Raw genomic sequence first — 16,069 nt, 5'->3', positions numbered from 1 at the left:
TGATGTTGCTAAGTAAATGACCTTCTTTACTGAGTCATCAGATGAAAAGATTTTCCTTTTCTTCGTTGAATGGCGTATTACGCTATTCAACGACTCAATCGCATTTGTTGTATAAATAGCATGACGTATTTCGGCTGGATAGCTAAAGATCGTTCGGATATTTTCCCAATTGGCCCGCCAGGATTCTCCAATTTTGGGATACTGGTGATTCCATTGATCACAGAAGATGTCTAGGGACTTTAAAGCATTTTCCTCTGTACTTGCCTGATAAATCGCTTTCAGACCCGACGTAACAGCCTTGTAGTCTTTCCAGCTTACAAATCTCAGGCTATTGCGTACAACATGCACAATACACAGTTGAATATCAGTATGAGGGTAAACAGAGGCTATCGCGTCAGGAAAGCCTTTTAATCCATCTACACAGGCAACAAGAATGTCCTGTACTCCTCGATTTTTTAGCTCTGTCATGACTGACAGCCAGAATTTGGCACCTTCTGTCTGAGCAATCCACATACCCAGTAATTCTTTTTGCCCATCCATATTGATGCCTAAAGCAAGGTATACGGACTTGTTAATCACATTGGAGTGCTGACGGACTTTGACAACAATACAGTCAAGATAGACAACAGGATAAAGGCTATCTAAGGCTCTATTTTGCCACTCAGTCACTTGCTCAATCACAGCATCGGTAACTTTGCTGATGAGAGATGCTGACACATCGGCATCGTACATTTCTTTGAAGAAGGCTACAATTTCCCTATTAGTCATTCCTTTTGCATACAGTGAGAGGATTTGGTCATCCATACTGGTGATGCGTGTTTGGTGCTTTTTGATAATTTGTGGCTCAAATGAACCTTCTCGATCAGGGGGAATATCTAAAGCCAGTTGTCCATCTTGAGTTGTAATGGTTTTAGAACTAAACCCATTACGGCTATTTGAGCCTTTCTTGGGCTGATGCTTTTCATAACCGAGATGGTCTGAAAGTTCAGTATTGAGTGCAGTTTCAATCATGAATTTTTTAAAGACTGCTGTCATTTGGTTTAAGTCTTCTGGTGTTTTTAGACCTTTAGCCAATTCGGCAGCCATACTTTTGATTGTTGCTTCATCCATGTGAAGTACCTTTTGTAATTATCCTCTGAAGGATAAATGAAAATTAAGTACTTACACAAAATTTAGAACAGTCCCCAATTTCCCCAAACCAAAGCAGGAACACGACGCTTTCAGATTTATCCGAATGGTGGATAGGGCTGATACCCAAGTAACCCATTTCAATTTAACTAACACCCCAACCAACTGATCCCATACCCCAAACAAGTATGGGATTTTTTATGCCCAAAATTTATTTATCCAAATTTAAACGCCATTTCAACATCTATATAGAGTACATCATCATGATTAAAGGTTTAGCTATTACCCCACCTGTGTTGGGGCGTATCAGTATCGGCAAAATTGTCGAAAAGAATGGAAAACGTCTGCCTGAAAAAGATGATCAATTTACCATTACCAGCCAAATCCAAAATAAAGATGGGTGGGTCAAACATCCACTGGATGAGCAACTACGTGCCAAAGCGCCCAATCAGAACCAAAAGCTGAGAAGCATTCCAGTCCGCATGATCTTCAATGATCCCGATCTCAACTTAAGAGCAGAGTACAGCCTATTTGACCGCCAAACTGGACGTTTAATCTGTTCAGGCAATGGCGAAAGCTGTCAGCGACTCGGTCAAAATGGCATTGAACAACATCCTTGTCCATCCCCTGATTTATGTCCATTGGCACAGGGTGGATTATGCAAGCCCTATGGCAGACTCTACGTCAACTTAGATGAATCAGATGAGTTTGGTACTTTCATCTTTAGAACCACAGGCTTTAACAGCATCCGCACTTTGGCAGCTCGACTTCGTTACTATCACGCAGCATCGGGTGACTTACTTTCTTGTTTGCCATTGCAATTGACCTTGCGAGGTAAAAGCACCACACAAAGTTACCGTACCCCGATCTACTACGTGGATCTGACTTTACGTGATGGCACAAACCTGAAAGATGCGATTAGTTCAGCCAAACAGATGGATGAACAAAGTAAGACAGCAGGGTTCTATCAGGAGGCTTTGGATCATGTGGCACGGCAGGGTTATGGTAATGCCTGCTTTGAGGTGGGAGGTGAAGAGGGTTTGGATATAGTGGAGGAGTTTTACAGCGTTGAATCTCAAACAGAGCATCAGCAAACGCATGATCTCACTCATGTTCAAGATATTCAGAAAGGCTTACAGCAGTCGGTTCAAGCTCTGAATTAAATACTGTTGGGGGCTAAGAAGCCCCCAACAGTAATATTGCTACTATTTTTTATTAAAAAATTTGAACTACTTATTGAATCAATAAACATTACTTAAGTATCGTTTATTTGGAGGGCGGTAGTACGTTAGGCTTTTGTAACATTAATCCATTTATAACTTTTTGTTGTCTACTATCTTCATTACGTAGTTGTTTATCTTTAGAATGATGGTCTTTATTCTCTTCGACTTTGGTGTCGCCATGATTATGATCAGTGATATTACGTAATTCGGTATCATCTAAGGAGCGAATCGTTTTTGAAGTGCTAGGTTCAGCCCATGATGTCGTATTCAAAAAAATGAAAAATAATAAATTGTACTTCATCCATGAAGTCATAGCGTGATCCTTTTTTACTCAATACCGACTACAGTGGTGATATAACCAGTGGCTAAAAGAATTGATAGACCTAATGACATCTCAAATAAAATGGCATAGCCCAATTGTTTCGCAAATTTCGGGTCTTGTAAGCGAGGTGTGAAATACCATTTGTTAAAGGCTGCTAACAATAAAATACTTAGGACAAATAATATTTTAATAATAAATCCATGCCCATAAGGTGTATTGATTAGAGTATTAAAATCTTTAAAGAGTAATAAAGCAATACTAAGACCACAAGCGATGAGTATTCCTACAATAAAGGCTGCTATTTGCCCAAATAGATGCATACGTTCTTTAAGTGGTAAGCCATTAATTTTTTTGCTTGTTTTCCATAATGGATAAAGCGACCCCATCCATAAGGACATTACAAGTACATGTATTGATAACAAAGCTTGAGCGAATAAGGGTAAATTCGTGACGTGTCCGAGTTGTGAAAAACTTAAAACGATTGGTGTGAGCAGTATGGTAAAGATTGCTCCTTCAGTTTTGGAAATATCAATCGTCCCTTTACTAAGTTTGACTATCATAAATATGAGTAAAAGTGCAAAACTGATTGATCGAATGATAGAGACATGTCCAGTAGGAGTATTGACTAGTATATTTATATAGTTGCTATCCCACATACCTGAAAGGCCAGTGTTGGCAAAACTTCCTATAAGAATGAAGAAGCCGAGAACACTTGAAAAAAGGCCTAAACCTGTACCAATAGTCATGTATTTTAGAATAGTCTCCTTGATTTCAACATAACGTCCAAGTAAGAAATAGCAGAAAGCACCGCCAATAACAAATGCAATCCCTAAATATAAAATGACTTTAACCAACCATGTTGCATATATCCAAGTCTCAGGAATCATATTTTTCTCCCTTTATTATAGCAACATGCCAGCAAGCTGCTGGCATGTTGACTATTTTCACTCATTGTTATTTTGCCGATTTAATAGTGAAATTATATTCACCATTCATGTTATGGCCATCGGTACCCATTGTGGTCCAAACCACCGTATATTTTCCTTTTTTTAGTTTTGGAACCGCTACGTCAAATGATTTTTTCATATCATGAGTTATTTGGTAGTTCAAAGGGATATCCTTACGTTGGGCATCAAGTAACTTAACGTTCATTAGCATGACTTCTTCACCAAAATTGAGTGTTATGTTTTTTGGTTGACTTGCTACAGAAGCATTGATCGCAGGAATTGCACTTTCAAGTTTCACGTGTGCAAATGCACTTGAAGCAGTAACAATCAGTGTTGCACCTACGAGAGTGTTACGTAGAGCTGACATTTTATTTTTGAAAATTTTCATTTCTTCATCCTCTTTAAACTAATCTTGGGCTCAGTAATGACCGAATGAAATGCATCAATTGGTTGCTTGGTCATCACCTTTCTCATGCTTATTATTAAAGGATGAGAGAAACATCCCGATGACTTCAAAATTACATTTTTGTCATTTTAAAAATTAAAAAACCACAAGTGGTACACTGGCTTTAAAGAAAACAATGATCACTGAACAAACTAATAAGAGGGAGTCTATTTCCATCTTAATGAAATTATTAATTTAAAAAATTAAATATGAAGGAGGCTTTTATGGACCATCATCATGAAAACAAAGTACTCAATAACAGACTTACTGACCCTGTCTGTGGTATGACAGTTACAGAAGCATCCAAGTTTTATGAAGAAGTTAAAAATAGAACTTTTTACTTTTGTAGTGAGAAATGCCACATAAAGTTTAAAAGTGATCCTCATTTTTATATTACTAAAGTTGAGAATGTAGTTACGTTAAAAGAACCACAAAAGAGGGATGGTGAGGATTCAAATGAAGTTAATCAGCCTGCTCATGTTAATACCTTCACGATATACACTTGTCCAATGCATCCTGAAATTAGACAGAACCATGCGGGAAATTGTCCGATCTGTGGTATGTCGTTAGAGCCTTTACTTCCTGACTTAGATGACGCTGATGAAAACCCAGAACTCAAGAATTTTAAGCATAGATTTTGGTGGACCTTACCGCTAACCATTATTGTAGTTTTCTTAGCAATGTTTGGTCATCAATTGAACTGGTTCGAAATGCAGGTGCAAAGCTGGATGGAACTGGTACTGACTTTACCAATTGTTTTGTGGGCAGGAATGCCATTTTTTGTGAGATGTTGGCAGTCAATCTGGAATCGGAGTCCAAATATGTGGACCTTGATTGGAATAGGTACAGGAGCTGCTTTTATATACAGCCTTGTTGGAACAATAGTACCTCAAGTATTTCCAGACTCATTTGTATCTATGGGGCGTGTTGCTGTGTATTTTGAGGCGACCGCAGCGATTATTTCTCTCACATTGTTAGGTCAAGTGCTAGAGTTAAAAGCACGTTCCCAAACTTCAGCGGCAATTAAATCCCTACTTGGGCTAGCACCTAAAACAGCAAGAAAAATCAGTGTTGATGGTATAGAAGAAGATATTCCACTATCTCATGTACACGTAGGCGATTTATTACGGATACGCCCCGGTGAAAAAGTTCCTGTTGATGGAGTCATTACAGAAGGTTCAAGCTCTGTAGATGAATCGATGTTAACTGGTGAACCTGTGCCAGTTACAAAACGTGTGGGTGATCAAGTCATTGGTGCAACAATGAACATGAATGGTTCATTGGTGATGCGATCAGAAAAAGTTGGATCATCAACCGTACTTTCTCAAATCGTGCAAATGGTTGCTCAGGCTCAACGTTCAAAAGCACCTATGCAGCGGATGGCGGATCATGTTGCAGGACGATTTGTTATGGGGGTTATAGGTATTGCTGTTCTAACTTTTTTGGGGTGGGGGCTATTCGGACCTGAACCTAGTTGGGTTTATGGATTAATCAATGCAGTAGCTGTTTTAATCATCGCATGCCCATGTGCTTTGGGATTAGCTACGCCAATGTCAATTATGGTAGCAACAGGGCGAGGTGCATCAAATGGAGTACTTTTTCGAGACGCTGCCGCAATAGAGAATCTACGTAAAATTGATACATTGATTATTGATAAAACAGGAACTTTGACAGAAGGACAACCATCATTCAATAAAGTAGTAGCCACTTCAGGATATGAAAAGAATGAAGTCCTCCGTTTAGCTGCGAGTTTAGATCAGGGCAGTGAGCATCCTTTAGCAAATGCAATTGTACGTGCCGCCCGTGAGCGAAATCTTACTTTAAGTAAACCTACTTCATTTGAATCAGGTTCAGGTATTGGTGTTAATGGAGAGATAAACGGACAAAAATTAGCGCTAGGCAATACGGCACTGATGAAGCAATTAGGGATATCTGTTAACACTCTTATTCCACAAGCAGAGGTATTAAGAGCTGAAGGTGCCAGTGTTATGTATTTGGCAGCCGATGGAAAACTGCTAGGTCTTCTGGCAGTTTCAGATCCAATCAAAGCAAGCACTCCAGAGGCCCTTTTATCGTTGGAAGACTCAGGTTTAAGAATCATCATGGCAACAGGTGATGGGCTAACTACAGCAAAATCAGTTGGGGCTAAGTTAGGAATTAGTGAGGTTTATGGTGAGGTTAAACCTGCTGATAAATTAGATTTGGTCACAAAATTGCAAAAAGAAGGGAGAATTGTTGCTATGGCTGGTGATGGAATTAATGATGCACCAGCCTTGGCTCAAGCTGATATTGGAATCGCAATGGGCACGGGTACTGATGTAGCAATGAATAGTGCCCAAGTTACATTAGTAAAAGGTGACTTACGTGGTATTGAAATTGCTCGTTCTTTATCAGAGGCAACTGTTAAAAATATGAAACAAAACTTGATGTTTGCTTTCCTCTATAATGGATTAGGTATCCCTTTGGCTGCTGGTGTACTGTATCCATTTACTGGCTGGTTACTCTCGCCTATGATTGCTGCATTAGCAATGAGCCTAAGCTCAGCATCGGTAATTGGTAATGCCTTACGATTACGTCATCAAAAATAATCACGACTTACCACTCATTAGCGTAAGTTAATGAGTGGTAAGCATCATTAGAATGAGTGCTTAATAACCGAGATATCACTAATTTTTAAAGATAATTTTAAAAGAAATATGTCCCTCGTTATAAGTCGCTTGAATGGAAGCTCCATGCACATCAAGAATAGATTTGGTAATTGCTAAACCAAGGCCAGTACCTTCTTCAACTCTCTGTCTAGATACATCTGTTCGATAAAAACGATCGAATAACCGATTAAGTTGTTCTGATGATAGTGGGGAGCTTTCATTTTCAATGATGAATGTTGTTGTATCAAAGTTTTGTTGGCATGTGATTTTGATGACCGAATCTGATTTGCCATATTTAATTGCATTCGATAACAAATTACTTAAAGCGCGGCGTAGCATTAAAGGATCACCTTTTATACTACCTGAACCACTCTGTTCGAGTGACATTCCCTTTTCAGCAGCGATAGCATCATAAAAATCAAATAATGCTGAAACTTCTTTAACTAAATTAACCTGTTGTAGGTTAGGTAAATGTAGACCATGTTCTGCTTTTGCCAAAAATAGCATATCAGAGACCATGCGAGCTAAATGCTCAAACTCTTCTAAATTTGAAAATAGAACTTCCTGATAAGTATTAATATTTCGACTACGAGATAAACATACTTGAGTTTGAGTCATCAAATTGTTAATAGGTGTTCTTATTTCATGAGCAAGATCAGATGAAAAATCTGAAAGTTTTTCTACTGCGGCTTCTAGCCGATCTAACATATCATTAAAAGCGACAGCCAGTGATTTAAGTTCGGTTGGAGTATTTTCGACTTCTAAACGTTCAGAAAGATGTTGGGCTGAGATACCCTCTGCTACTTTTGCCATTTGTTGTACTGGACGTAGCCCTCGCCATGCTGCGAACCACCCTAAGAACATTAAACAAATTGTACCCACAAATCCAATGTATAAAAGTTGACGTCTAAAGTCATTTAAGAAATGTAGATGCTCAGAGGTATCGATTCCAACAATAATCTGAGCTGATATAAACGAGTCATTATGATCAAAAGTCTTTTTATAAATTAAGCCACGATAAGTCTTATTTTTAATTTTCCATTCAAGCCATGGATCTTGTTTTGATTTGTTGAGTGCTTGGGGATGAATTACTGATGGTGCTGAGCTAAAAATAACTTGACCTGTTGGACGTTCAATCTGAACAATCAGATCGTGATGTCCAATTAAGGCATCTTTTAAATATAAATTTAGTTCTTGAGAGTTAGATGGGTTCTGTTCAAGTAGATTCTCTATAAGTTGAATTTTGCCTTCTAATTGAGTTCGGTCTTGAGCTTCAAAATGATGCATTACGAGCTTGTGAATAACCAACCCCATAATCATTAAGATGATAACAGTAGAAAGAGAAAAGATGATTGCTATACGAAAGCTGATTGCATTAAACAATTTACGAGTCATCTTCTACCTCTAAAACATACCCCATTCCACGTATGTTCTGTATCAGCTTTGGGCTAAAATTACTGTCAATTTTACTGCGCAAACGTTTGATAGCGACTTCTACAACGTTGGTATCACTATCAAAATTCATGTCCCATATTTGAGAGGCAATGAGCGTACGAGGTAATATCTCACCACGTCTACGCATAAATAATTCCATCAGCGCGAATTCTTTAGCTGTTAAGTCAATACGTTGCCCAGCGCGAGTGACGCGGCGTTTACGAAGATCAAGTTCAAGATCAGCAATTGTAATAAGGTTACTATCTTCTTTTTGTTGTCCCCGTCGGAGTAAGCTTTTAATTCGTGCTAATAACTCAGCAAAAGCAAAAGGCTTGACTAGATAATCATCAGCACCTAAATCCAAGCCTTTCACACGATCTTCAATTTGATCACGTGCTGAAAGAAAAAGAATAGGCATAGTTTTGCCACTTTTTCGGATATCATAAATGATATCCCAACCATCTAGCTTTGGAAGCATCACATCTAAAATGATGAGGTCATATTCTTCGGAAAGCGCTTGATGTTTACCAGATAATCCATCCGTTACCCAATCCGTTATATACCCAGCTTCAGATAGACCTTGTTTAAGGTAGTCACCGGTTTTTTGTTCATCTTCAACTAGTAAGATTCTCATTGATAAAAATCCCATATCACTCATTAAGAACATAATAACGTTATAAATACGTGATTCGTTGTAGATTACAAAAATGTCATTTTCATGTCACATAGATGTTTAGTGAAGGCCTTTAAGGTATTTACATAAAGTTAATTTTTGGAGCAAAACATGAAAACTCTATTCAGCCGTAGCTTAACCACTCTTATGTGTGTTGGTACTTTAATTGTAGGAACTCAGTCTTGGGCAGCAGATGTGAAACAAGGAACTACAGTTGTGTCTGAAATTAAAGCCGATTCAAAGACGCAAGAGAAATGTCAAAAACCTTGTAATATGAAGAATGATGATAAAACCCAACAGGATCATAGTCAGCATGAGCATGGTAACATGACGGATATGTCTCAGATGGATCATTCTAAGATGATGAATATGGGGCAATCTAAAATGAGTAATATGGATAATTCCAGTATGATGAACATGGACCACTCAAAGATGAACATGTCAAATACATCAAATAAATAACAAATACGATAAATGAAAGATCGGGGGAAATTAAAGCGAATAATAGGTTTGCTTGATTCTCCCATCCTTATATTAGATAGGTGAAATAAATGTCTACAAAATTAACGCATGTCCTTTTAATAGGAGTCGGTTTATTTTCATCAACTTGGGTTGTGGCAGCAGTTAAAGAATATGATTTAACAATCGCTGAGCAAACGGTGAATATCACAGGTAAGCCTTTAAAACGAATTACGGTTAATGGGAAATTTGTTGCACCTCTTCTTGAGTTTGAGGAAGGTGATGATGCTATTATTCGTGTCCATAACAAGCTAAAAAAACAAGATTCTTCTATTCATTGGCACGGGTTAATTCTACCGGGCATCATGGATGGCGTACCCGGATTTAATCAGTTTGACGGTATTGCCCCTAATAAGACCTACGAATATAAGTTTAAGGTACGCCAAAATGGTACCTATTGGTATCATTCGCATAGTAAAGGTCAAGAACAAGAGGGCTTGTATGGTCCGTTAGTCATTTACCCCAAAAATAGGACACCTTTAACTGTAGCTGAGAAAACAGATAAGGATTATGTCGTATTACTTTCAGATTTTCATGATTCAACTAGTGATAAAATCATGAATAATCTAAAGAAAGAAGCTGACTATTATCAGAACCGTCGTGAAACTGTTTTTGATGTTTTTAAACAAATTAAAAAAGATGGTTTAAAAGCAACATGGCAAGACCGTTCGATGTGGAACCAGATGCGAATGCTCAAGACAGATATGTCTGATGTGACAAAATATACTTTTTTGATGAATGGTAAGACTCCAGAACAAAATTGGACTGGTAATTTTAAGACGGGTGAAAAAGTACGTCTTCGGTTTATTAATGCCTCAGCAATGTCATTCTTTGACGTCAGAATCCCTAACTTGAAAATGACGGTAGTCAGTGCAGATGGGCAACCAGTGAAACCTGTTCCGGTTGATGAATTCAGAATAGGGACGGCTGAAACGTATGATGTTATTGTAGAACCCAAACAATCAAATTATCAAATTGAAGCAGAATCAATTGATAGGAGTGGTTTTTCAGTTGGTTCCTTACATGATGAGAATACTCCTCCAATAAATCAAATCAAAATGCCGAAGTCACGTCCTCGTTCTTTATTAACTATGGAAGATATGGGGATGGGGCATGATATGTCTTCTATGGCGGGCATGAATCACGACATGTCTTCAATGAAAGGCATGGATCATGATATGTCGCCTATGACAGACAGCTCAAAAGATCAGTCAATGTCTGGAATGAACCATGACATGTCTTCAATGAAAGGCATGGATCACGATATGTCGTCTATGACAGACAGCTCAAAAGATCAATCTATGTCAGGTATGAACCATGGCATGCAAATGACTACATCTAATGCACCTACACAAGAAAAGAATGGTGATGTTGTATATGGCTGGGCAAATGCTTCAACACCTGTTGGTCAAAAAGCACTTCAATATAGTGACTTACAATCTTTAAAGCCTCAACCAGATACTCGTGCCCCTGAACGTGAAATGGAAATCCGTCTTGGTGGGAACATGGAGCGCTATATTTGGACAATTAATGGTAAGAAGTTTAATGAAACAGAACCATTCAAAGTGAAATACGGGGAACGTATACGCTTGAAATTTGTGAATGACAGTATGATGGCTCACCCAATGCACTTGCACGGTATGTTTATGCAGCTTGAAAATGGTCAAGATCCAAGTAATATGCCAAATAAACACACGATCATTGTGCCACCGGGGAAAACAGTTACAACTTTACTTACTGCTGATGAATTGGGTGAATGGGCTATCCACTGCCATTTGTTATATCACATGGCAGCTGGAATGATGAACAAACTCATTGTGGCAAATGTAGATAGCAATGATGATGATACGAAAAGTATCGTTGCCCAACCTCAAACTAGCCATGAGGGAGTGAATCAACATGCACATCACTAAACAGTTATATTCAAAAACAATTTTATCTGTTGCTTTAATTGGCTTAGCGGGTATGGCATTTGCGAATGATAATTCGACTGAAAATCTAAATAAGAGTACGTCAAGTATGAGTGTGCTTTTACGCGAATCAGGCGGATTAGGCTATGTTGAACGTAATACTGATCAAAAGTCTTCAAACAGCAAAGGGTCTGAAACTTTAGCTTTTAGCCAAAATCATATGAACGAGCATGGTGGGCAAATTTATCAGACAACTAAATTTTCCAATGAGTGGATAGTTGATAAAGATGGAAAGGGCAGCTTAGGTTCGAGTTTCGAGGCATTGATTGGAACAGATGAAAATCGAATGTTTGTTGAAGCTAATATGAATAAAGCGGAGAGTAATGATCCCAAATATGATGTATCAGCTCTTTACAGTAGAAATGTTGCACCATTTTGGGATGTACAAGCTGGGGTAAGGTATAGTGAGGACAAAAATAACCGTAATAGTAATCGCATTGATGGCGTTATTGGATTATTAGGCCTTGCACCTTATTTCTTTGAGACAAAAGCCTACCTTTATGGTGGTGAAAATAATTTTTGGGGAGCCAGTTTTGAGTTTGATCGAGATCTATTACTCACTCAAAAGCTAATTACTCAGCCATATATTGCAGCAGATATTGTGTTTAATGATAATTCTGATTTTGCTACAAAGTCAGGTTTGTCTGAGTTAAAGACAGGTCTAAAAACTCGTTACGAGATTAATAAGCGTATAAGACCATTTGTTGATGTCGCTTATCAATATGAAAAAGGACAGAAATTAACAACTTTTCAAGAAGCTACAAATTCTGAAAAGGGGTGGTTATACGGGGCAGGTATTGAATTAGTTTTCTAAATATTTTATTAAGAATGAATAATGGTGATATTCCATTATTCATTCTTAATTATTTTAAACTTACGGATAACCCTTCAAGTACTTTACAAGAGTTAATTTCCAAAAAACCAGAGCATTTGCTTCTTAAATCAGAAAGTTGTTGCTTAAGCTGAATCTGTTTTTGGATATTCTGCTCTAATTGATGAATATGTTTATCAACTAAGATGTTAATAGAACTACAGTTTCCACAAGGTTTGTCTTTGTATGCTAATAAAATTTTTATTTCGTCCAAGCTCATATTCAAAGTTCGGCAATTAAGAATAAATAGAAGTCGCTCTAAGTGGTCTTTGTTATAAAGTCGATAATTAGCTTCCGAACGATTAGGGGCTAGTAATAAAGCTTCTTTTTCATAAAACCGTATTGTAACAACAGGGCAACCGGATAGCTGAGATAATTCACCAATTTTTAAGTTCATTTCAAGTCACCTGATCTATTGACTCTATAGTAGCTATAGGGATTTTAATATGCAATACGTGAAGATATGACTATAGGCACATCAATGAGTGGTTGCGGTTGTAATCAAGAAAGTTCTTGTGAAGACACTAAGCAAAAACAAAATGAATCAAAAACAGATTCTTGTAAAATTAAAGATTTAGCTACAGAAGAAAGTGAAAGTTCTTGTTGCGATAATGAGGTACAGCAAGAACCTAACCCTGATGAAAAAGATTCATGCGGTAGTAAGCAGTCGAATTCATGCTGTGGTTCGGATTCGATAACTTCACCTGAAAAGATTAGGGGGAGTGAAGATACAGCGACTTTCATCAGTGACTATAGCATCCCGAAAATGGATTGTTCCGCAGAGGAACAAATGGTTCGGATGACTTTATCTTCATTGGTAGATGTTAAGAGCTTGGTTTTTGATTTGCCGAACCGAAACCTAAAAGTTCTGCATAATGGTGAAAGTAATGAAATCACTGCAAAACTTGAAGCTCTTGGATTTGGGGCAAAATTAAATAAAACTGAAGCTTATGAAAATAAAGAACAAGCACAAGAAGCTAGTACTTTTCTGATTCCGAAGATGGATTGTTCGGCAGAAGAGCAAATGGTAAGAATGGCACTTTCTCCCTTGCATGAAGTTAAAGGTTTATCTTTTGATTTGGCGCAAAGACAGTTAGTTGTTTTCCATACCAATGGGATTAATGAAATTACCACAAAACTTGAAGCCCTAGGTTTTGGTGCAAAGCTCGTGGAAACAGTAAAAGCCACTGGGGAATTGCCTGAAACACCAGATCCGACTAAGCAGGCGAAAGTCCTTAAATTATTACTAGCGATTAATGGTGTTCTTTTTTTTATTGAGTTCATAAGTGGAATTATTGCCGCATCGACGGGGCTCATTGCGGACTCTCTTGATATGTTTGCTGATGCGGCCGTTTACGGTATAGCACTTTACGCGGTAGGGAAAGCGGCTAAATACCAATTAAAAGCAGCTCATTTTGCAGGATGGATTCAACTTTTATTAGCTTTGATCGTTATTATTGATGTTGTCAGACGTTTCATGTTCGGTAGTGAACCAGAGTCAGATTTGATGATCATTATTGGCTTCTTAGCACTTATTGCCAATGTGACGTGCTTGTATCTCATTTCTGGGCATAGAGATGGCGGAGCCCATATGAAAGCGAGTTGGATCTTTTCAGCTAATGACGTAATAGTAAATATGGGGGTTATTTTAGCAGGTGTACTTGTTGCATGGACTGGTTCAGCTTACCCAGATTTGATTATTGGTATTCTTGTTTCACTGTTTGTACTGAATGGCGCTCGAAAAATTTTGGCGTTGAAGTAGGGTGCTGACAATGAATTTATTTCAAGTAAAGCAAGACCAGACTGTAAAAATCATTGATCTTAAAAAGGGTGAACAGTATCAAGATAAAAATGATCCTGTTCTGGAGCGTTTAGAACTGCTGGGCTTTAGAGTAGGTGAATCCTTACAAGTGCTTGCGAAAGGGCTTTTTGGTGGTGATCCTGTGTTGGTTCAAATCGAAACCTCACGTTTCGCCTTAAGAAAAAATGAAGCAGAACGAATTTTTGTAGAGATTACCAATGGACACTAAAAATATTGCACTTGTTGGTAATCCTAATTGCGGTAAAACATCACTTTTTAACACCCTCACAGGGACTCGTCAAAAAGTTGCAAATTATGCTGGGGTAACGGTAGAACGGAAAGAGGGATTTTTTAAACTGCCATCTGGTGATACCGTTCGAGTATTGGATTTGCCTGGGACTTATAGTTTAAAACCGAGCAGTTTAGATGAGGAGGTAACTAGAGCAGTATGCTTTGGTGAATTAAAAGGCGAAGTTATACCTGATATTTTTGTATGTGTTGTCGATGCTACGAATCTTCATCTTCATTTAAGTCTTGTACTTGAAGTCAGGGCTTTAAACAGACCAATGTTACTTGTTCTTAACATGATGGATGAGGTTAGAAAGCGTGGGATTTCAATTGATACAACGAAGCTATCTCAGCTTTTAGGTATTCCTGTTGTTGAGTCAGTAGCTGTAAAAACAAAAGGCATTCAGGGGCTATTGACCCAATTGGATCAAAAGAATTTGTTTGTTGCCCCTTATCATTCTGATCTGAGTCACTTTGACCAAATCAAATATATTACAAAACAAGTCATCTTGAAAAATGATAATGGTGATAAACGAACGGCTTTCTTGGACAAAATATTCTTACATCCAGTTTTTGGATTATTAATATTGACCTTTACCATGTTTGTAATGTTTCAGGCTGTCTTTATTTGGGCTCAACCGTTAATTTCCTTTGTTGAGGATTCGATTTCATGGTTTGGTGGGGCGATAGGACCTCTGATTACTCATCCACTTTTAAGAAGTTTGGTCGTTGATGGTGTAATTGCAGGTGCTGGTAGTGTACTCGCGTACATGCCTCAAATTCTGATCTTATTTTTCTTTATTTTAATTTTAGAAGAATCGGGATACTTACCTAGAGCTGCTTTTTTGTTAGATAAGCTGATGTCTAAAGCTGGTTTAAGTGGGCGTTCATTTATTCCACTACTTTCGAGCTTTGCTTGTGCAATTCCCGGAGTCATGGCGACTAGAAGTATTAGCTCTGAAAGAGATCGTTTAGCAACGATTATGATTGCACCTTTAATGACGTGTTCTGCACGACTACCTGTATATGCTTTGCTGATCGCTGCATTCATTCCAAACAAGTTGGTTTATGGTTGGCTCAGTTTACAAGGTCTAGTTCTGTTCGGGCTTTACATGTCAGGAATCGTATCCGCTTTATTGGTTTCTTTATTCCTGAAATTAGTCAGAAAAGATAAAACTGAAAGTATTTTCATTTTTGAATTACCTACATACCGTATTCCAGATGTTCGAAATGTAGCTTTGGGGCTTTATGATAGAGCAACTATATTCTTAAAAAGAGTTGGTGGAATTATTGTCGCACTTTCTATTTTATTATGGTTCTTGGTAACGTTCCCTTTACCACCTGATAATCCAACAATGCCACCAATCAATTATAGTATTGCTGGACAGTTAGGGCATCTAATCCATCCAATATTTGCTCCGATTGGATTTACTTGGGAAATTTGTATTGCTTTGATTCCTGCAATGGCAGCTCGTGAAGTGATTATTGCTGCGTTAGGGGTGATCTATGCAATGTCTGGTGATGAAGATGCAGTTACCCAGACTTTATTATCTCAAATATCTGGTCCGGATGGATGGGGGCTAGCGACAGGTATGTCATTGTTAGTTTGGTTTATCTTTGCCCCGCATTGTTTAGCAACACTAGCGACCATTCGAAGAGAAACAGGGAGTTGGAAACAACCAGTCGTAATGGCTGTATATCTCTTTTCATTGGCTTATTTATTTTCCTTTATAACTTATCAAGTTATAAGTCGGTTTTAATTTAGAAGGCGGTTGTTGATATAAACCAACAACCGCTGTT

Annotated in this window: 15 protein-coding genes; 8 read left to right on the top strand and 7 right to left on the bottom strand. The window is 38.0% G+C overall.

Features of this window, described 5'->3' with window-relative positions; translation table 11 throughout:
- Positions 1–1,110 (bottom strand): IS256-like element ISAba26 family transposase (locus ACINWC323_RS16795; RefSeq protein WP_009507291.1); only part of this gene is annotated, 1,110 nt, incomplete at its 3' end.
- Between the two features lie 281 nt (positions 1,111–1,391).
- Here ACINWC323_RS16795 and ACINWC323_RS16800 point away from each other — a divergent pair.
- On the top strand, positions 1,392–2,291 hold the full coding sequence (locus ACINWC323_RS16800) for a recombination directionality factor (RefSeq protein ID WP_004801544.1): 900 nt from the start codon (positions 1,392–1,394) through the stop codon (positions 2,289–2,291).
- 103 nt (positions 2,292–2,394) lie between these two features.
- Here the strand turns inward: ACINWC323_RS16800 and ACINWC323_RS0118700 are convergent, their stop codons facing one another.
- The 3 genes from ACINWC323_RS0118700 to ACINWC323_RS16810 all read right to left on the bottom strand — a co-directional run bounded on the left by ACINWC323_RS0118700 (position 2,395) and on the right by ACINWC323_RS16810 (position 4,008).
- Positions 2,395–2,664, bottom strand: coding sequence for a hypothetical protein (locus ACINWC323_RS0118700; RefSeq protein WP_004722342.1), 270 nt, complete (start codon positions 2,662–2,664; stop codon positions 2,395–2,397).
- A 14-nt stretch (positions 2,665–2,678) separates the two neighbouring features.
- The gene (locus ACINWC323_RS16805) at positions 2,679–3,560 is read right to left on the bottom strand and encodes a CopD family protein (RefSeq protein WP_004801541.1); all 882 of its coding nucleotides are present in this window, start codon (positions 3,558–3,560) and stop codon (positions 2,679–2,681) included.
- A 67-nt stretch (positions 3,561–3,627) separates the two neighbouring features.
- Positions 3,628–4,008: a copper resistance CopC family protein gene (locus ACINWC323_RS16810; protein ID WP_004722340.1), complete on the bottom strand. Its 381-nt coding sequence runs from the start codon at positions 4,006–4,008 to the stop codon at positions 3,628–3,630.
- Between the two features lie 281 nt (positions 4,009–4,289).
- Between ACINWC323_RS16810 and ACINWC323_RS16815 the strand changes: the two genes are divergently transcribed.
- Positions 4,290–6,653, top strand: coding sequence for a heavy metal translocating P-type ATPase (locus ACINWC323_RS16815; RefSeq protein ID WP_005144782.1), 2,364 nt, complete (start codon positions 4,290–4,292; stop codon positions 6,651–6,653).
- A 78-nt stretch (positions 6,654–6,731) separates the two neighbouring features.
- On the opposite strand, the gene ACINWC323_RS16820 is transcribed toward ACINWC323_RS16815, so the two are convergent.
- Together ACINWC323_RS16820 and ACINWC323_RS16825 are read right to left on the bottom strand one after the other, a co-directional pair.
- A complete protein-coding gene (locus ACINWC323_RS16820) occupies positions 6,732–8,108 on the bottom strand; it encodes a heavy metal sensor histidine kinase (protein ID WP_004801537.1) in 1,377 nt (458 codons plus the stop codon).
- A complete protein-coding gene (locus ACINWC323_RS16825) occupies positions 8,098–8,781 on the bottom strand; it encodes a heavy metal response regulator transcription factor (RefSeq protein ID WP_004722337.1) in 684 nt (227 codons plus the stop codon). The genes ACINWC323_RS16820 and ACINWC323_RS16825 overlap by 11 nt, the downstream gene beginning before the upstream one ends.
- A 150-nt stretch (positions 8,782–8,931) precedes the next feature.
- Here ACINWC323_RS16825 and ACINWC323_RS16830 point away from each other — a divergent pair, with 150 nt between their 5' ends.
- The 3 genes from ACINWC323_RS16830 to ACINWC323_RS16840 all read left to right on the top strand — a co-directional run bounded on the left by ACINWC323_RS16830 (position 8,932) and on the right by ACINWC323_RS16840 (position 12,123).
- Positions 8,932–9,282, top strand: a complete 351-nt coding sequence (locus ACINWC323_RS16830; RefSeq protein ID WP_004801531.1) for a hypothetical protein — start codon at positions 8,932–8,934, stop codon at positions 9,280–9,282.
- Positions 9,283–9,371: 89 nt separating this feature from the next.
- A complete protein-coding gene (locus ACINWC323_RS16835; RefSeq protein WP_005003194.1) occupies positions 9,372–11,252 on the top strand; it encodes a copper resistance system multicopper oxidase in 1,881 nt (626 codons plus the stop codon).
- Entirely contained in the window at positions 11,239–12,123 is an 885-nt protein-coding gene (locus ACINWC323_RS16840; RefSeq protein ID WP_004801527.1) for a copper resistance protein B, read from the top strand. The genes ACINWC323_RS16835 and ACINWC323_RS16840 overlap by 14 nt, the downstream gene beginning before the upstream one ends.
- Before the next feature lie 49 nt (positions 12,124–12,172).
- Here the strand turns inward: ACINWC323_RS16840 and cadR are convergent, their stop codons facing one another.
- Positions 12,173–12,577 (bottom strand): Cd(II)/Pb(II)-responsive transcriptional regulator, encoded by a 405-nt coding sequence (cadR, locus tag ACINWC323_RS0118695; protein WP_004699715.1) that lies wholly within the window; start codon positions 12,575–12,577, stop codon positions 12,173–12,175.
- Positions 12,578–12,661: 84 nt separating this feature from the next.
- Between cadR and ACINWC323_RS0118690 the strand changes: the two genes are divergently transcribed.
- From ACINWC323_RS0118690 to feoB, 3 genes are read left to right on the top strand one after another with little or no spacing between them, the layout of a single operon-like run.
- Positions 12,662–13,942, top strand: a complete 1,281-nt coding sequence (locus ACINWC323_RS0118690) for a cation efflux transmembrane domain-containing protein (RefSeq protein ID WP_004699717.1) — start codon at positions 12,662–12,664, stop codon at positions 13,940–13,942.
- Between the two features lie 10 nt (positions 13,943–13,952).
- Positions 13,953–14,210, top strand: a complete 258-nt coding sequence (locus ACINWC323_RS16845) for a FeoA family protein (protein ID WP_004699719.1) — start codon at positions 13,953–13,955, stop codon at positions 14,208–14,210.
- Complete coding sequence (gene feoB / locus ACINWC323_RS16850; protein WP_004699721.1) at positions 14,200–16,029, top strand: ferrous iron transporter B; 1,830 nt, start codon at positions 14,200–14,202, stop codon at positions 16,027–16,029. Before ACINWC323_RS16845 ends, feoB begins: the two co-directional genes overlap by 11 nt.
- Positions 16,030–16,069 lie beyond the last annotated feature (40 nt).

The sequence above is a fragment of the Acinetobacter sp. WC-323 genome, assembly GCF_000314615.1.
GTDB classification, from domain to species: Bacteria; Pseudomonadota; Gammaproteobacteria; order Pseudomonadales; family Moraxellaceae; genus Acinetobacter; species Acinetobacter courvalinii.
The sequence above is the reverse complement of the archived record's forward strand: the minus strand, read 5'-3'. Positions and strand labels throughout refer to the sequence as shown.

What these genes read in the sequence shown, in the direction of transcription:
- ACINWC323_RS16800 (WP_004801544.1), top strand. Translation starts at nt 1,392, where the DNA reads ATGATTAAAGGTTTAGCTATTACCCCACCTGTGTTGGGGCGTATCAGT.
- ACINWC323_RS0118700 (WP_004722342.1), bottom strand. Translation starts at nt 2,664, where the DNA reads ATGACTTCATGGATGAAGTACAATTTATTATTTTTCATTTTTTTGAAT.
- ACINWC323_RS16805 (WP_004801541.1), bottom strand. Translation starts at nt 3,560, where the DNA reads ATGATTCCTGAGACTTGGATATATGCAACATGGTTGGTTAAAGTCATT.
- ACINWC323_RS16810 (WP_004722340.1), bottom strand. Translation starts at nt 4,008, where the DNA reads ATGAAAATTTTCAAAAATAAAATGTCAGCTCTACGTAACACTCTCGTA.
- ACINWC323_RS16815 (WP_005144782.1), top strand. Translation starts at nt 4,290, where the DNA reads ATGGACCATCATCATGAAAACAAAGTACTCAATAACAGACTTACTGAC.
- ACINWC323_RS16820 (WP_004801537.1), bottom strand. Translation starts at nt 8,108, where the DNA reads ATGACTCGTAAATTGTTTAATGCAATCAGCTTTCGTATAGCAATCATC.
- ACINWC323_RS16825 (WP_004722337.1), bottom strand. Translation starts at nt 8,781, where the DNA reads ATGAGAATCTTACTAGTTGAAGATGAACAAAAAACCGGTGACTACCTT.
- ACINWC323_RS16830 (WP_004801531.1), top strand. Translation starts at nt 8,932, where the DNA reads ATGAAAACTCTATTCAGCCGTAGCTTAACCACTCTTATGTGTGTTGGT.
- ACINWC323_RS16835 (WP_005003194.1), top strand. Translation starts at nt 9,372, where the DNA reads ATGTCTACAAAATTAACGCATGTCCTTTTAATAGGAGTCGGTTTATTT.
- ACINWC323_RS16840 (WP_004801527.1), top strand. Translation starts at nt 11,239, where the DNA reads ATGCACATCACTAAACAGTTATATTCAAAAACAATTTTATCTGTTGCT.
- cadR (WP_004699715.1), bottom strand. Translation starts at nt 12,577, where the DNA reads ATGAACTTAAAAATTGGTGAATTATCTCAGCTATCCGGTTGCCCTGTT.
- ACINWC323_RS0118690 (WP_004699717.1), top strand. Translation starts at nt 12,662, where the DNA reads ATGAGTGGTTGCGGTTGTAATCAAGAAAGTTCTTGTGAAGACACTAAG.
- ACINWC323_RS16845 (WP_004699719.1), top strand. Translation starts at nt 13,953, where the DNA reads ATGAATTTATTTCAAGTAAAGCAAGACCAGACTGTAAAAATCATTGAT.
- feoB (WP_004699721.1), top strand. Translation starts at nt 14,200, where the DNA reads ATGGACACTAAAAATATTGCACTTGTTGGTAATCCTAATTGCGGTAAA.